Origin of the sequence: Variovorax sp. J2P1-31, from assembly GCF_030317215.1 — a bacterium.
Classification (GTDB): domain Bacteria; phylum Pseudomonadota; class Gammaproteobacteria; order Burkholderiales; family Burkholderiaceae_C; genus Variovorax.
Map to the genome: position 1 here is coordinate 1,059,375 of NZ_JASZYA010000002.1, position 14,504 is coordinate 1,073,878.

Here is a 14,504-nt window from a genome sequence, read left to right on the forward strand (position 1 = left end):
GGTCCCGCGCTCAGCCGTCGGCGGGCAGTTGCCGCTTCACGAGCGCCACCCAGTAGGCCGCGCCCAGCGGCAGGATCGCGTCGTTGAAGTCGTAGTAGGGGTTGTGCACCGGCGGATCGTTCTCGCCTTCGCCGGCCCCGATGCCGATGTAGGCGCCGGGCCGCTGCTGCAGCATGAAGGCGAAATCCTCCGAGCCCATCGCGGGCGCCATGTCGGTGTGCACCTGCGCCTCGCCCACCAGGCTGGCGGCGGCGGCCACCGCGGCCGCGGTCTCGTCGGGCGTGTTCACCACGCCGGGGTAGCCGCGGCGGTAGTCGATGCCGATCTTCGCGCCGTGCGTCTGCCCGACCCCGGCGCAGATCTCCCGCATCGCGGCCTCGGTGCGGTCCTGGATCTTCGCGTCGAGCGTGCGCACCGTGCCGCGCAGCAGCACGGTCTCGGGCAGCACGTTCCAGGTGTCGCCACCGTGGATCTGCGTCACGCTGACCACGGCCGCATCGGTGGCGCCGGTGCGCCGGCTCACGATGGTCTGCAGCGCGTTCACCAGTTGCGCGGCGACGACGATGGAATCGATGCCCGTTTCGGGCATCGCACCGTGCGCGCCCTTGCCGGTGATCACGATCTCGAAGGTGTCGAGGTAGGCCGTCATCGTGCCGGTGCGAAGCGCGAACCGGCCGCGCGGCAGGCCCGGGAAGTTGTGCATGCCGTACACGGCGTCGGCCGGGAACAGGTCGAACAGGCCCTGCTCGACCATCACGCGGCCGCCGCCCTCGTTCTCCTCGCCGGGCTGGAACACGAAATGCACCGTGCCGCGAAAGGGCTTGTGGCGCGCCAGGTGTTCGGCCGCGCCCAGCAGCATCGCCGTGTGGCCGTCGTGTCCGCAGGCGTGCATCTTGCCGGCGCAGCGCGAGGCATGCGGCGCGGATCCCAGCTCCTGCATGTTGAGCGCGTCGAGGTCGGCGCGCAGCGCGATGCGCGGGCCGTCGCCGTTGGTGAGCGTGGCCACCACGCCGGTGCCGGCCAGGCCGCGGTGCACGGGCAGCCCCATCAGCGCCAGGGCCTGCGCCACGACGTTGGCGGTGCGGTGTTCCTCGAAGGCGGTCTCGGGATGGGCGTGGATGTCGCGCCGCCAGGCGATCATGCGGGCGCGGGTGTCTTCGGCGATGGGGGTGTCGGTGTCGCGGTACATGGTTTTTCTGTGCTCCGGATCAGTGGAAAAGCTCGGCGATCAGCGTGGCGCCCAGGAAGGTGCCGGCCGTCGCGGTCAGTGAGACCACGACGATGCGCCAGCCGAGCTGCCGGAAGATCGGCAGGTCCTTGGCCACCGAGAAGCCGGCCAGCGCCAGCACCGGCGTGGTGAAGGCCATGAAGTTGAGCTTGGCCGTCAGCGCGATGACGGCATCGGAGAAGGGCAGCAGGCCCGGCACCCCGACCAGCGTCGCGAGCACCGAGAGCACGAGCACCAGCGGCAGCCTGGGCACGGCGCGCTTGAGCAGGTCGACCGCCGCGACGATCGCGACGACGATCGCCATGCCGACCAGCGAGTCCCGCGGCGCCACCTGGTACGACAGCGCATTGCCCACGACGACGGCCGCGGCCATCAGCAGCCAGGCCAGCGCGGCATCGGCCAGCGGCAGTTCGTTGGCGACCACGCCGCCCGCGCCCGGCAGCGCGCCGGCGTCGGTGCCCTGGCGCTTCGAGAAGCGCCCGAGCACGGGTTCGAGCCTGCCGTAGAGCCAGGAACAGGCCGGCAGCGAGAGGAAGAGCGTGAAGTAGAAGCCGACCACCATCGTGATCAGGTTCGCGGCGGCGGCGATGGCGGTGAGCTGCGGCACCTGTGCGGCGGGCTGCTGCGCGGCGATCGCGCCCATGGCGGCGGCCATCATGCTGCCCGAACCCACGCCGGCGCCCATGGCCAGCGAGCGCGGATCGAAGATGTCCAGGCTGGTGATGAAGCCCGCGAGCACCGCGATGAACAGCGCGCCCAGCACGGTGCCGGTGATGTACTCGGCCAGCACGCCGCGGCCTTCGGGCGACTGCATGCCGTACTTCTCGCCGATGATCACCAGGTTGCCCTCGCGGCCCACCGAGAAGGTGGCGCCCACGGCCTCGCGCTTGATGCCCAGCAGCAGCGCCAGCGGCAGGCCCAGCGCGAGCGTGCCGAAGGCATGGCCGAATTCCTGGAACAGCAGCGCCCAGCCGGCCTGGCGCACCTGCGGCAGGAAGGCCCCGACCGTCAGGCCCAGCTTGACCACGAACAGCAGCAGGCCGGCGTTGAGCAGGCCGCCGGCATAGGCCTGCAGCCCGGCGCCGACCTGCAGCAAGGCGGGCATGCGGCGCTGGGCGAGGCCGAGCGCCGCGGCCAGCAGCAGCGCCCACAGCATCGGCAGCAGCACGATCCGGCCCGGCCCCAGCTTGAACTGGGCCGGGCCGATCCATTCGGCCAGCGCCACCACGGCCAGCGTGACGACGAGGAGCTTGAGTTTGCCGCGGCCGGCGTCGGCGACGGGAGGGGCGGGCATTGCGGCCGCACGGGCGGAGGTCATGGTTTGGGCAGGGGTAAGAAGGGTCGTCCGGTGAAAGCGAGGGCGAGTCTCCGGCAAGAGCCTTCATGCATCAATGGCTTGGAATCCGGATTTTTGTTGCATTCAATGCAACACTTGGGACATGAACACCATGGACGACAAGCTCGAGGCGCGCCGCATGCGCTACTTCATGCAGGTGATCGAAAGCGGCTCGGTCCGGGGCGCGGCCGAGGCGCTGGACATGGACCCGTCGGCGGTGAGCCGGGCGATCGGCATCCTCGAGGACGAATGCGGCATGCGGCTGTTCGAGCGCCGTGGACGCGGCGTGGTGCCGACCGATGCGGGCCTGCTGCTCGCGGGCTATGTGCGGCGCCAGCACAACCAGAAGCAGAGCCTGATGGCGCAGATGGACAGCATCCGCAAGGTCGAGCGCGGCCATGTGGACCTGGTCGTGGGCGAAGGCTTCGTCGACTGGCTGATGCGCCACAGCCTGCGCAGCTTCATGGCCTCCCATCCGAAGATCAGCGTGAACCTGGACGTGGGCAGCAGCGACGAGATCCTGCAGCGGGTGGTCGAGGAGCGCGCGCACATCGGGCTGCTGTTCCTGCCGCACCAGGACGAGCGCCTGCGCTCGCACCATGTGCATGCGCATCCGATCCAGACGCTGGTGCTGGCCTCGCATCCGCTGGCGCGGATCGGCCGGCCGCTGACGCTGTCCGACCTGCTCCCCTACCCGGGGGCGATGCTCCATCGCAGCTTCGGCATCCGGCAGCATGTCGAAGCCGCCGAGATCAGCGAGGGCGTGCGGCTGAACACCTTGCTGACCACCTCGTCCTTCGGCGCCATCGGGCACTTCGCGGCCGCGGGGCTGGGCTACGCGCTGGGCACGCGCCTGTCCTTGCCCGCGCACCTGGACACGCCGGAGCTGATCGCGTTGCCGATGAAGAATCCGCTGCTGAACCAGGGCCGCAGCCAGGTGGTGTCGCGCCATGGGCGGGTGCTGTCGCCCGCGGCCACCACGCTGCTGGGCGTGATCGTGCGCGACATGGCGGGCACGCTGGGGCCCGGTGCCGCCGCGGTGGGCGATCGCCCCGCGGCCCGGCGCAAGGCCTAGAAGCGGCGCTCGAGCACCATCTGCTCGGCGTCGCGCCGCATCGAGAAGCGGCCGATGAAGCTGTTGCCCAGCAGCACGTAGGGCATGGGCTGCTGCGAGACGATGGCGTCGATGTCGCGCACCTCGACGTCGCCCACCCGCACCGAATCGAGCCGCAGCCGGTAGCCCTGCACCACACCGTTGGCGGTGTTCATCTGCACGGGCGTGCCCTTCTGGAAATCGAGGCCGATGCGCGTCGCGTCGGCGGCCGACAGCGCCACCGCGGTGGCACCGGTGTCGAGCATGAAGCTCACGCTGCGCCCGTTGATCGCGCCGGCCGTCATGAAGTGGCCGCGGCTGTCGGCATTGAGCACGATGCGCGAGCCGTTGCCGCCGCCCCCGCCGCTCGCGCCCACGCTCACCGGCGTGTCCATGCGCAGCGTGAGGCGCTGGCCGGCCGACTCGACCACCGCCTGGCCGTCCTGCAGCGAAACGAGACGGACGTTCTGGAATCTCTCGCCGACCGCGACCGTCTTGGGCGCGCCGCCATTGACCACCAGGATCGCGCGGCTGCCGATGGTGCCGGTCAGCATGACCGAGTTCGACTGCGCCGCGGCCCAGCCCGCGCACAGGGCGAGCGCGGCCACGATGCCCAGCCGGGGCGCGCGCATGGTCAGTCGCGGAAGTTGTTGAAGGTCAGGGGCATGTCGGGCACGTCTTTCTTGATGAGTGCCATCGCCGCCTGCAGGTCGTCGCGCTTGGCGCCGGTCACGCGCACCGCGTCGCCCTGGATCGCGGCCTGCACCTTGAGCTTGCTGTCCTTGATCAGGCGCTGGATCTTCTTGGAGGTTTCGGTCTCGATGCCGCTCTTGACCTTGATGACCTGCTTGACCTTGTCGCCGCCGATCTTCTGCACGTCGCCCTTGTCGAGGAAACGCACGTCGACGTTGCGCTTGGTCAGCTTGGCACGCAGGATGTCCTCGACCTGGACCAGCTGGAACTCGGCGTCGCCGATCATCGTGATCTCCTTGTCCTTCAGTTCGACGGCGGCGGCCGTTCCCTTGAAATCGAAGCGCGTGCCGATCTCCTTGGCCGTGTTTTCGACGGCATTCTTGACTTCGGGCAGGTTCGGTTCGCAGACGGTGTCGAATGACGGCATGCAGGCTCCTCGGATGACTCAACGTGAATGCGACAATTCTCCCATGATCGTGGAGTCCAACGTCCCGCTGCAGCCGTACAACAGCTTCGGCATCGTCGCGCGTGCGCAGCATCTGGTCCGCATCGCCAGCGAGGCGGACGTGGCCGCGCTGCTGGCCGATGCGCAGTGGCGCGACACGCCCAAATTCGTGCTCGGCGGCGGCAGCAACATCGTGCTGACCGGCGACGTCAAGCCGCTGGTGCTCAAGGTCGAGATCCGCGGGCTGCGCCTGGTCGAGACGCTCGAGCGCGCCTGGATCGTCGAGGCCGGTGCCGGCGAGGTCTGGCACGACATGGTGCAGTGGACGGTGGCGAACGGCTTCCCCGGCCTCGAGAACCTCGCGATGATCCCCGGCACCGTGGGCGGCGCACCGGTGCAGAACATCGGCGCCTACGGCATCGAGCTGCAGGACCGCTTCGAGTCGCTCGACGCGATCGACCTCGACACCGGCCGCAGTTTCACGCTCGACGCGGCCCAGTGCGCCTTCGGCTACCGCGATTCGGTGTTCAAGCATGCGGCCAGCGGCGACAACGACTTCGGACTGGCCGGGCGCGCGCTGATCACGCGCGTGCGCTTCCGCCTGCCCAGACCCTGGAAGGCGGTGGTCGGCTACCTCGACCTCGAGCGCAAGATGGAAGAAACGGGCAACTTCACGCCCGATGCGCGCGACATCTTCGACTGGGTCTGCGCGGTCCGCCGCGCCAAGCTGCCCGACTGGCGGGTGCTGGGCAATGCCGGCAGCTTCTTCAAGAACCCGACGGTGACGCCCGAGCAGTGCGCCGACATCATCGCGCGCGATCCGAAGATCGTGCACTACCCGATGGCCGACGGCAGCATCAAGCTCGCGGCCGGCTGGCTCATCGACGCCTGCGGCTGGAAGGGCAAGTCGGTCGGCAACGCCGGCGTCTACGAGCGCCAGGCGCTGGTGCTGGTCAACCGCGGCGGCCGCGAGGACCCGGTGACCGGCGGCGAGGTCATGACCCTGGCCAAGGCGATCCAGACCAGCGTCTACGAGCGCTTCGGCATCCGGCTCGAGCCCGAGCCGGTGGTGGTGTGACGGCGCTCTCGGCGCTCAATTTCCGCAAGCGCATCACGGCGCTGCGGTGGGCGCGCTGGGCGGTTTGGTACGTGGCCATCGTGGCCGCGGCGGCCACGCAGAGCCTGGGCGTGCTGGTGGCGGGGCTGGTGGTCGGTTTCCTGCTCAACGCGGCTTTCAAGGCCTGGCAGGCCAGCGCCCGCCGGCAGTTCGTGCGCGAGGCGCGGCTGCCGCCCTTCCTGCTCGGCAAGCTGCGCGCGGCCTATCCGCAGCTGGAGCCGCGCGATGCCGAACTGGTGCTGCGCGGCCTGCGCCAGTTCTTCATGGCGCACCTGCGCAGCGACCGCAAGTTCGTCGCCATGCCCTCCAAGGTGGTCGACGCCGCCTGGCACGAATTCATCCTCCACACCGAGGCCTATGCCCAGTGGTGCCGCTTCGCCTTCGGCCGGATGCTGCACCACACGCCGGCCGAGGTGCTGGGCCACAGCGCCCAGCGCAACGACGGCCTGCGCCGCACCTGGTACTGGGCCTGCAAGGAGGAAAGCATCGACCCGCGCCAGCCGAGCCGGCTGCCGCTGCTGTTCGCGCTCGACGCCAAGTTCGCGGTCGCGGGCGGCTTCAGCTACGTGCCCGACTGCGGTTCCATCGACCGGGCGGCTTACTCGGGCGCCCATTGCGGCAGCGACTTCGGCCACTCGGGTTCGGGATCGGGCGACGCCGGTGGTTTCGGCGGCAGCGAATCGGGCAGCGGCAGCAGCAGCGACAGCAGCGACGGCGGCGGTTCCAGCGCCGGCGGCGGCGCCAGCGACAGCGGCGGCGGCAGCGACAGCGGTTCGGGCTGCGGTGGCGGCGGCTGCGGGGGTGGCGGAGGCGGCGATTGACGGCGGTGGCGCGCAGGGACGAGCGCATGACCGTCGTCTTCGATGCGCAATGCCTTCTGTGCGACGGCTGGGTGCGCTTCCTGCTGCGCCACGACCGGCGCGGCGTGCTGCGATTCGCCTCGATCCAGGGCGCCAACGGCCAGGCGCTGCTGGCGCGCGCCGGGCTGCAGGTCGACGGCCTGCAGACGCTGTTGCTGGTCGACGGTGAGCGCATCTGGCAGCAGACCGCGGCCATCCTGCGCGTGCTGCATGCGCTGGGCTGGCCGTGGCGGCTGGCCTGGGTTGCGTGGGGGGTGCCGGCGCCGCTGCGCGATGCGCTCTACCGGGTGCTGGCGCGCCACCGCTACCGCTGGTTCGGCCGCAGCGAAACCTGCCTGATGCCGCCGGCCGACCACGCGCAGCGCTTTCTCGACTGATCCGCCACCCCCGAAAAAAAAACCACCTCGCGGTGGTTTTTTTCGGGGGGCCGCAAGCGCTTACTTGTCGCCGTCGTTGGTCAGCTTAGGCAGCGACGCGCCGCTGCCCTGCGAGAGCAGGCCGGTCTTGGTGTAGATGCCCAGCTTGTCGCGCGTGTCGATGATGTCCAGGTTGCGCATCGTCAGCTGGCCGATGCGGTCGGCCGGCGAGAACGCACCTTCGACCTTTTCCATGCTCAGCCGCTCGGGCTTGTAGGTCAGGTTGGAGGACACGGTGTTGAGGATCGAGTAGTCGTTGCCGCGGCGCAGCTCGACCGTGACTTCGCCGGTGATGGCGCGCGCCACCCAGCGCTGGGCGGCTTCGCGCAGCATGATGGCCTGCGGGTCGAACCAGCGGCCCTGGTAGAGCAGGCGGCCCAGCTTGCGGCCGCTGTCGCGGTACTGCTCGATGGTGTCCTCGTTGTGGATGCCGGTGACCAGGCGCTCGTAGGCGATGAACAGCAGCGCCAGGCCCGGGGCCTCGTAGATGCCGCGGCTCTTGGCCTCGATGATCCGGTTCTCGATCTGGTCGCTCATGCCCAGGCCGTGGCGGCCGCCGATGCGGTTGGCCTCGAGGATCAGCTCGACCAGGTCGGGGTACTCGCGGCCGTTGAGGGCGACCGGGCGGCCTTCCTCGAAGCGCACGGTGACCTCTTCGCGCTTGACTTCGACTTCGTCCTTCCAGAACGCGACGCCCATGATCGGGTTCACGATCTTCATGCCGCTGTCCAGGTGCTCGAGGTCCTTGGCCTCGTGCGTGGCGCCCAGCATGTTGGAGTCGGTCGAGTAGGCCTTCTCGGCCGACATCTTGTAGCCGAAGCCCGCGGCCGTCATGAAGGCCGACATCTCGGCGCGGCCGCCCAGCTCGTCGATGAACAGCTGGTCGAGCCAGGGCTTGTAGATCTTCAGCGCCGGGTTGGTCAGCAGGCCGTAGCGGTAGAAGCGCTCGATGTCGTTGCCCTTGTAGGTGCTGCCGTCGCCCCAGATGTGGACGTCGTCTTCCTTCATGGCCGACACCAGCATGGTGCCCGTGACCGCGCGGCCCAGCGGCGTGGTGTTGAAGTAGGTCACGCCGGCGGTGGTCACGTGGAAGGCGCCGGCCTGCAGCGCGGCGATGCCTTCGGCGGCCAACTGGCTGCGGCAGTCGATCAGGCGGGCCAGTTCGGCGCCGTACTGCATCGCCTTGCGCGGGATCTCTTCGTAGTCGGGCTCGTCGGGCTGGCCGAGGTTGGCGGTGTACGCATAGGGGATCGCGCCCTTGTTGCGCATCCAGTGCAGCGCGGCGCTGGTGTCGAGGCCGCCGGAGAAGGCGATGCCGACCTTCTGGCCGGCGGGAACGTTTTGCAGGATGGTCGACATGATGGGTGTTCTGTGGATGGTGGCGCGGTTCAAGGGTTCATGACATCGGGGCACGACGCGGTGCCAGGGATACCGTGGAACCGGCTTCGCCGGGCCACTGGTATCGCCCCCTTCCAGGGGGTGGGAGAAGCGACACGAAGTGCGCGAAGCCTGGGGGCTTACCCAAAATGACAGATGTAGCTGTAGGGCTCGCCGCTGACGCGGATCTGGAAGCTGGAGTTGCCCGGCACGCTGAACTGTTCGCCCGCACCCGAAGCGACCCATTCGCTGCTGCCCGACAACAGGTATTCGCAACGGCCGGACGTGCCTTCCATGATCTCCGGCGCGCCGGTGTTGAAGGTGAGGGTGGCGGGCAGGATCACGCCGACCGACTTCTTCGTGCCGTCGGCCAGCGTGAGGTTGTGGCTCACGCACTTGCCGTCGAAGTAGACGTTGGCCTTGGTCGCGACCGCCGTGCAGGCGAGGGATTCGTTGATGGTCATGTGAAGGGCAGGGCGCGGGCGCGCTCGGGCTGGATAAGGGACGGGCGCCGCCCGCAAACTGCGAACGGCCTTCGTCCCGGTGGATAAGCCCGCGATTTTAGGGCTTGCGGCCCGCCGGCCCGGACCGGGCCCTGTCCGCGCTCAGCGCCAGCGGCCGCGGCCGCCGCCCCAGCCGCGCGAGTAGCCCAGGTTCAGCGATAGGCCGACCGGCGGGTAGTAGGGCGCGTAGCCATAGCCGTAACCGTAGCCATACGCTGGTGCCACGTAGACCGGCGCGGGGGCGTACACCGGTGCCGAGTACACCACCGGCGGCGTGTAGTACACCGGCGCGGGGGGGGCGCCGCCGCCCGAGACGACCATGCCCTGCTCGGGCACCACGCGGTCCCAGGGCGAGCCGCCCGGGGGCTGTGTCGCGTATTCGCCGGGCTGCGGCGACGTCGGCAGTGCGGCCACGCCGTAGGCATTGACTTCGATCGGGATGGTGGCGCCCGGGTGGCTGTCGGTGTGGGTGGTGTAGCGACGCCCCTCGTATTCGTAGGCCACGTCGTAGCCCAGGCGGCCCTGCGCGTCGGTGACCTGGGTCGCGGAGATCACCCGCGCCTGCACCTGCTGCGAGGGCTGGGAAGACAGGGAGGTCTGCGCCCACGCGCCCCCACTGGCCAGGGCCGCCGCCAGCGACAGGCCGAGCACGGCAGCGGAAGCGGGTGAAAACAGTTTGTTGCGCATGGCAATCTCCTTCAACAAGGGAGCGGACGGCTCCCGTTCGGTCCGGTTGGATGCGATTGGCGCGGCCGGGTTCAATTGTCCGTCTTGGCCAGGGCGGCCCAGCCCTCGGCATCGAAACCGGTTGTGACATCTGGCCGGCCGGCCCAGTGCACCACGGGCCGCTTGATCAGGCTCGGGTTCGCCAGCAGCACCGTGCGCGCCGAGGGCGCATCGACGACCGCGGCGCGCGTGTCCTCGTCGAGCTTGCGCCAGGTCGTGCCGCGGCGGTTGACCAGGGCCTCCCAGCCGGGGGCCTGCAGCCACCGGTCGAGTTCGGCCTCGGGCACGCCTTCCTTCTTGAAGTCGTGGAAGCGATAGCCCACGCCGTGGGTGTCGAGCCAGGCGCGGGCGCGCTTGACGGTGTCGCAGTTCGGGATGCCGTAGAGGGTTGTTGTCATGGCGGGATCATGCCAACGCGGCAGGTCGGCGACAATCCCGGCCTCCATGAAAACCCTCGCCGACTGGCTCGCGCACGCCGAGCAACAGCACCCCAAGACCATCGAACTCGGGCTGGAGCGCATCCGCGCCGTGGCCCAGCGACTGGGCCTGGCCTTCGACTGCCCGGTGATCACCGTGGCCGGCACCAACGGCAAGGGCTCGACCTGTGCGATGCTGGAGTCGATCCTGCGCCACGCGGGCTACCGCACCGCCGTCTTCACCTCGCCGCACCTGGTGCGCTTCGAGGAGCGGCTGCGTCTCGACGGCGAGGCCATCGACGGCGCCGCGCTGGTGCCGCACTTCGAGGCCGTGGAACAGACGCGCGCCGAGATCCCGCTGACCTATTTCGAACTGACCACGCTGGCCATCCTGCGCTGCATGGCCGACAGCAAGCCGGACGTCGCGATCCTCGAGGTCGGCCTGGGCGGGCGGCTCGACGCGGTCAACATCATCGACGCCGACTGCGCGGTGATCACCAGCATCGACCTCGACCACATGGAATACCTCGGCCCCGACCGCGAGAGCATCGGCTTCGAGAAGGCCGGCATCCTGCGCGCCGGCCGTCCGGCCATCGTCAGCGATCCGGTGCCGCCGCAGAGCGTGATCGACCATGCGCAGGCGATCGGCGCCGACCTGTGGCGCTTCGGCCATGACTTCAACGTCTCGGGCGACAAGCAGCAGTGGGGCTGGAGCGGCCGGGGCCGGCGCTACAGCGGGCTGGCCTACCCCGCGCTGCGCGGCGCCAACCAGTTGCTCAATGCGGCCGGCGTGCTGGCCGCGCTCGAGGCGCTGCGTCAGCGGTTGCCGATCACCGCCCAGGCGGTGCGCACCGGCCTGGCGATGGTCGAGCTGCCGGGACGCTTCCAGATCGTGCCGGGCGAGCCCACGCTGGTGCTCGACGTGGCGCACAACGCCCACGCGGTGGCCGCGCTGGCCGAGAACCTCGACGCGATGGGTTTCGCGCCCACCACCCACGCCGTCTTCGGTGTGATGGCCGACAAGGACCTGGCGCCGATGCTCGCGCGCATCGGCCCGCTGATCGACCGCTGGTACTTCACCGACCTGCCCACGCCGCGCGCCGCGTCCGCGGCCGACCTGCTGGCCCGGTGGCAGGCCCAGAACACGCGCAAGGACGCGAGCGGCAGCGTGCACGCGGGGCCCATGGCGGCGCTGCAGGCGGCCATCGATGCCGCAAGCCCCACTGATAGAATCGTGGTCTTCGGATCGTTCTTCACGGTGGGTGGCGTGCTCGAGCACGGGACGCCCCGCCTGCAGGCCAAACACCTGCTCTCAGGCGCCTGATCGGCGGGTGTCCGGGCCCTTCGCAACCACACACCGCGCTGCTCTCATCAGGGATCGAACTCATGGCGTTTTTCAAGTTCCGCTCACGTGGCCAACCCGCCAATGAAGGGCGCAACGCCAGCGTGGCGGCGGCGCCGGCCGAAAGCGTGGACGCCATGCGGCGTCGCGCGCGCCACCGCCTGCTGGGCGCCGCGGTGCTGGTGCTGGTCGGCGTGATCGGCTTCCCGCTGCTGTTCGACACCCAGCCGCGTCCGGTGGCGGTCGACATTCCGATCGAGATCCCCGACCGCAACAAGGTTGCGCCGTTGCCCGCACCGGTCGCGCCCGCGGCCCCGGTGGCACAGGCGCCTGCGCCGGCCCCCGCGCCGGCGGCACCGGCCCCCGACAACCGCACCCGCGTGGCCAGCAACAGCGGCACGTCCGGCGGCATCATCACCGAGACCGCCGATGGCCGCGAGCTGCCGTCCGAACGGCCCGTGGCGGCCGCGCCGCCGGCCGAGACCCGGCCAGAACCCAAGCCCGAAGCCAAACCGAAGCCCGAACCGAAGCCCGAGGTCCGGCACGAGCCGAAGCCCGAGCCCAAGCCCGCAGTGGCCGCCAAGCCGCCGGCCGACGACGGTGCCCGTGCCCGCGCGCTGCTCGACGGCAAGCCGCCGGCCGCGGCCGCTGCGGCGGCCGTGAAGCCCGCCGCCGCCGCCACCGACGACGACGGCCGCTTCGTGGTGCAGGTCGGCGCCTTCGCCGAAGCCGAGAAGGCGCGCGACGTGCGCCAGAAGCTGGAGAAGGCCGGACTCAAGACCTACACCAACGTCGCGAAGACGGCCGACGGCGAACGCACGCGTGTGCGGGTCGGCCCCTTCGCCTCGCGCGCCGAGGCGGAGCGCGCGGCGGGTCGCGTCAAGGGCTTGTCCTTGCCCGCGGCCGTCCTCAGCTTGTAGTCACCGCGCGCCGACGTGGCCCTGCTCGACTGGATCGCCGTCGCGCTGCTCGCGGTGTCGTTGATGTTCGGCCTGGTGCGCGGGCTGGTGTTCGAAGTGATATCGCTGGCCGGCTGGGTGGTCGCCTTCTTCTGCGCGCAATGGTTCGCGGCGGACCTGGCGGCCTGGCTGCCCATCGACGGCGACCCGGAGGCCTCGTGGCGCTATGCGCTGGCCTTCGTGCTGCTGTTCGTCGCGGCCGCCTTCGCCGTGGGCCTGGTGGCCTCGGTGACGCGCAGGCTGATCGCCGCCGTGGGCCTGCGCCCGGTCGACCGCCTGCTCGGCGCGGCCTTCGGGCTGGCGCGCGGCGCGGTGGCGCTGCTGGCGATGGCGGTGGTTGTTCATTTGCTGACGTTGAGCGACAGCGCCTGGTGGCGCGAATCGCACAGCGCAGTCGTCCTGGATGCGGCGTTGCAGGGATTGAAGCCTGCATTGCCAGAGAAGTTGGCCAGTTACCTGCCCTGAGAAGGAAAGACCCCATGTGTGGAATCGTCGGCGTTGTGAGCAACGCGCCCGTCAATCAGCTGCTCTATGACGCGCTGCTGCTGTTGCAGCACCGCGGCCAGGATGCGGCCGGCATCGTCACGCTGCTGGAACGCAAGTTCTTCATGCAGAAGGCCAAAGGCATGGTGCGCGACGTGTTCCGCACCCGCAACATGCGCGCGTTGCCGGGCGACGTCGGCCTGGGCCAGGTGCGCTACCCGACCGCGGGCAACGCCTACAGCGAGGAAGAGGCCCAGCCCTTCTACGTGAACGCGCCCTTCGGCATCGTGCTGGTGCACAACGGCAACCTGACCAACGCCCACGCGCTGCGCGCCGAGCTGTTCTCGACCGACCACCGCCACACCAACACCGAGAGCGACTCCGAAGTGCTGCTCAACGTGCTGGCGCACGAGCTCGAGCGCTCCTCGCGCGGCGTGCCGCTGAACCCGGCCGAGATCTTCGAGGCGGTCAAGAGCATGCACAAGCGCCTGCGCGGCTCCTATGCCGTGGTGTCGCTGATCGCCGGCCACGGCCTGCTCGCCTTCCGCGACCCCTACGGCATCCGCCCGCTGTGCATGGGCCGCAACCCGGCCGACGGCACCGTGATGGTGGCCAGCGAATCGGTGGCGCTCGAAGGCTCGGGCCATGTGTTCGAACGCAACATCGAGCCCGGCGAAGCGGTGTTCATCGACCTCGCGGGCAAGGTGCATTCGATGCAGTGCGCCGAGTCGCCGAGCCTGAACCCCTGCATCTTCGAGTTCGTCTACCTCGCGCGTCCGGACTCGGTGCTCGACGGCATCTCGGTCTACCAGGCGCGCCTGAACCTCGGCGAGACGCTGGCCAAGCGCGTGGTCTCGACCGTGCCGCCCAACGAGATCGACGTGATCATCCCGATCCCCGAATCGAGCCGGCCCAGCGCGACGCAGCTCGCGCACCTGCTGGGCATTCCGTACCGCGAAGGCTTCGTGAAGAACCGCTACGTGGGCCGCACCTTCATCATGCCGGGGCAGGGCGTGCGCAAGAAGTCGGTGCGCCAGAAGCTCAACGTGATCGCGAGCGAGTTCAAGGGCCGCAACGTGATGCTGGTCGACGACTCGATCGTGCGTGGCACCACCAGCCGCGAGATCGTGCAGATGGCGCGCGACGCCGGCGCGCGCAAGGTCTACCTCGCGAGCGCGGCGCCGCCGGTGCGCTACCCCAACGTCTACGGCATCGACATGCCGACCAAGGACGAACTGGTGGCGCACGACCGCACCATCGAGCAGATCCGCGAGCTGATCGGCTGCGATGCGCTGATCTACCAGGACGTCGAGGCCATGAAGCGCGCCATCGGCTCGCTCAACCCCAAGCTCGCGGGCTTCGATGCCTCCTGCTTCGACGGCGTGTACGTCACGGGCGACATCGACACCGACGCCATCAACCGCATGAACGGCAGCCGTCCGCGCATCGAGGAAACCGAGGAAGACTCGTCGCGCCTGTCCCTGCCCAACCCGAGCTGAACAAGAGGCCC

General features: G+C 69.7%; 16 protein-coding genes. 8 read left to right on the forward strand and 8 right to left on the reverse strand.

The features are described 5' to 3' along the window. Positions 1–10 precede the first annotated feature (10 nt). Entirely contained in the window at positions 11–1,189 is a 1,179-nt protein-coding gene (locus QTI20_RS16020) for a M20 aminoacylase family protein (RefSeq protein WP_286552312.1), read from the reverse strand. A 19-nt stretch (positions 1,190–1,208) separates the two neighbouring features. Further along, positions 1,209–2,546, reverse strand: a complete 1,338-nt coding sequence (locus tag QTI20_RS16025; RefSeq protein WP_286552313.1) for a DUF3100 domain-containing protein — start codon at positions 2,544–2,546, stop codon at positions 1,209–1,211. A gap of 130 nt (positions 2,547–2,676) precedes the next feature. Between QTI20_RS16025 and QTI20_RS16030 the strand changes: the two genes are divergently transcribed. Further along, on the forward strand, positions 2,677–3,639 hold the full coding sequence (locus QTI20_RS16030; RefSeq protein ID WP_286553445.1) for a LysR family transcriptional regulator: 963 nt from the start codon (positions 2,677–2,679) through the stop codon (positions 3,637–3,639). On the opposite strand, the gene QTI20_RS16035 is transcribed toward QTI20_RS16030, so the two are convergent. Then, on the reverse strand, positions 3,636–4,289 hold the full coding sequence (locus tag QTI20_RS16035) for a retropepsin-like aspartic protease family protein (RefSeq protein WP_286552314.1): 654 nt from the start codon (positions 4,287–4,289) through the stop codon (positions 3,636–3,638). The genes QTI20_RS16030 and QTI20_RS16035 overlap by 4 nt on opposite strands. 2 nt (positions 4,290–4,291) lie before the next feature. Continuing rightward, complete coding sequence (locus QTI20_RS16040; RefSeq protein ID WP_183023852.1) at positions 4,292–4,777, reverse strand: YajQ family cyclic di-GMP-binding protein; 486 nt, start codon at positions 4,775–4,777, stop codon at positions 4,292–4,294. A 43-nt stretch (positions 4,778–4,820) separates the two neighbouring features. Here QTI20_RS16040 and murB point away from each other — a divergent pair, with 43 nt between their 5' ends. From murB to QTI20_RS16055, 3 genes are read left to right on the forward strand one after another with little or no spacing between them, the layout of a single operon-like run. Further along, positions 4,821–5,873: a UDP-N-acetylmuramate dehydrogenase gene (murB, locus tag QTI20_RS16045; protein WP_286552317.1), complete on the forward strand. Its 1,053-nt coding sequence runs from the start codon at positions 4,821–4,823 to the stop codon at positions 5,871–5,873. Next, positions 5,870–6,733, forward strand: a complete 864-nt coding sequence (locus QTI20_RS16050) for a glycine-rich domain-containing protein (RefSeq protein WP_286552319.1) — start codon at positions 5,870–5,872, stop codon at positions 6,731–6,733. Before murB ends, QTI20_RS16050 begins: the two co-directional genes overlap by 4 nt. Before the next feature lie 26 nt (positions 6,734–6,759). Next, positions 6,760–7,149, forward strand: coding sequence for a thiol-disulfide oxidoreductase DCC family protein (locus QTI20_RS16055; protein ID WP_286552321.1), 390 nt, complete (start codon positions 6,760–6,762; stop codon positions 7,147–7,149). A 60-nt stretch (positions 7,150–7,209) separates the two neighbouring features. Here the strand turns inward: QTI20_RS16055 and argG are convergent, their stop codons facing one another. The 4 genes from argG to QTI20_RS16075 all read right to left on the reverse strand — a co-directional run bounded on the left by argG (position 7,210) and on the right by QTI20_RS16075 (position 10,192). Further along, a complete protein-coding gene (gene argG / locus QTI20_RS16060) occupies positions 7,210–8,547 on the reverse strand; it encodes an argininosuccinate synthase (RefSeq protein WP_286552323.1) in 1,338 nt (445 codons plus the stop codon). Between the two features lie 158 nt (positions 8,548–8,705). Continuing rightward, entirely contained in the window at positions 8,706–9,029 is a 324-nt protein-coding gene (ppnP, locus tag QTI20_RS16065) for a pyrimidine/purine nucleoside phosphorylase (protein ID WP_183023847.1), read from the reverse strand. A 141-nt stretch (positions 9,030–9,170) separates the two neighbouring features. Continuing rightward, the gene (locus QTI20_RS16070) at positions 9,171–9,755 is read right to left on the reverse strand and encodes a hypothetical protein (protein ID WP_286552326.1); all 585 of its coding nucleotides are present in this window, start codon (positions 9,753–9,755) and stop codon (positions 9,171–9,173) included. A gap of 71 nt (positions 9,756–9,826) precedes the next feature. Next, positions 9,827–10,192: an ArsC family reductase gene (locus QTI20_RS16075; RefSeq protein WP_286552328.1), complete on the reverse strand. Its 366-nt coding sequence runs from the start codon at positions 10,190–10,192 to the stop codon at positions 9,827–9,829. Positions 10,193–10,238: 46 nt separating this feature from the next. Between QTI20_RS16075 and folC the strand changes: the two genes are divergently transcribed. The 4 genes from folC to purF all read left to right on the forward strand — a co-directional run bounded on the left by folC (position 10,239) and on the right by purF (position 14,493). Further along, positions 10,239–11,534, forward strand: coding sequence for a bifunctional tetrahydrofolate synthase/dihydrofolate synthase (gene folC / locus QTI20_RS16080; RefSeq protein WP_286552329.1), 1,296 nt, complete (start codon positions 10,239–10,241; stop codon positions 11,532–11,534). 62 nt (positions 11,535–11,596) lie between these two features. Next, positions 11,597–12,472, forward strand: a complete 876-nt coding sequence (locus QTI20_RS16085; protein ID WP_286552330.1) for an SPOR domain-containing protein — start codon at positions 11,597–11,599, stop codon at positions 12,470–12,472. Positions 12,473–12,487: 15 nt separating this feature from the next. Then, the gene (locus QTI20_RS16090) at positions 12,488–12,976 is read left to right on the forward strand and encodes a CvpA family protein (protein ID WP_183023842.1); all 489 of its coding nucleotides are present in this window, start codon (positions 12,488–12,490) and stop codon (positions 12,974–12,976) included. A 14-nt stretch (positions 12,977–12,990) separates the two neighbouring features. Beyond that, positions 12,991–14,493: an amidophosphoribosyltransferase gene (gene purF, locus QTI20_RS16095; RefSeq protein WP_183023841.1), complete on the forward strand. Its 1,503-nt coding sequence runs from the start codon at positions 12,991–12,993 to the stop codon at positions 14,491–14,493. Positions 14,494–14,504: the final 11 nt, after the last annotated feature.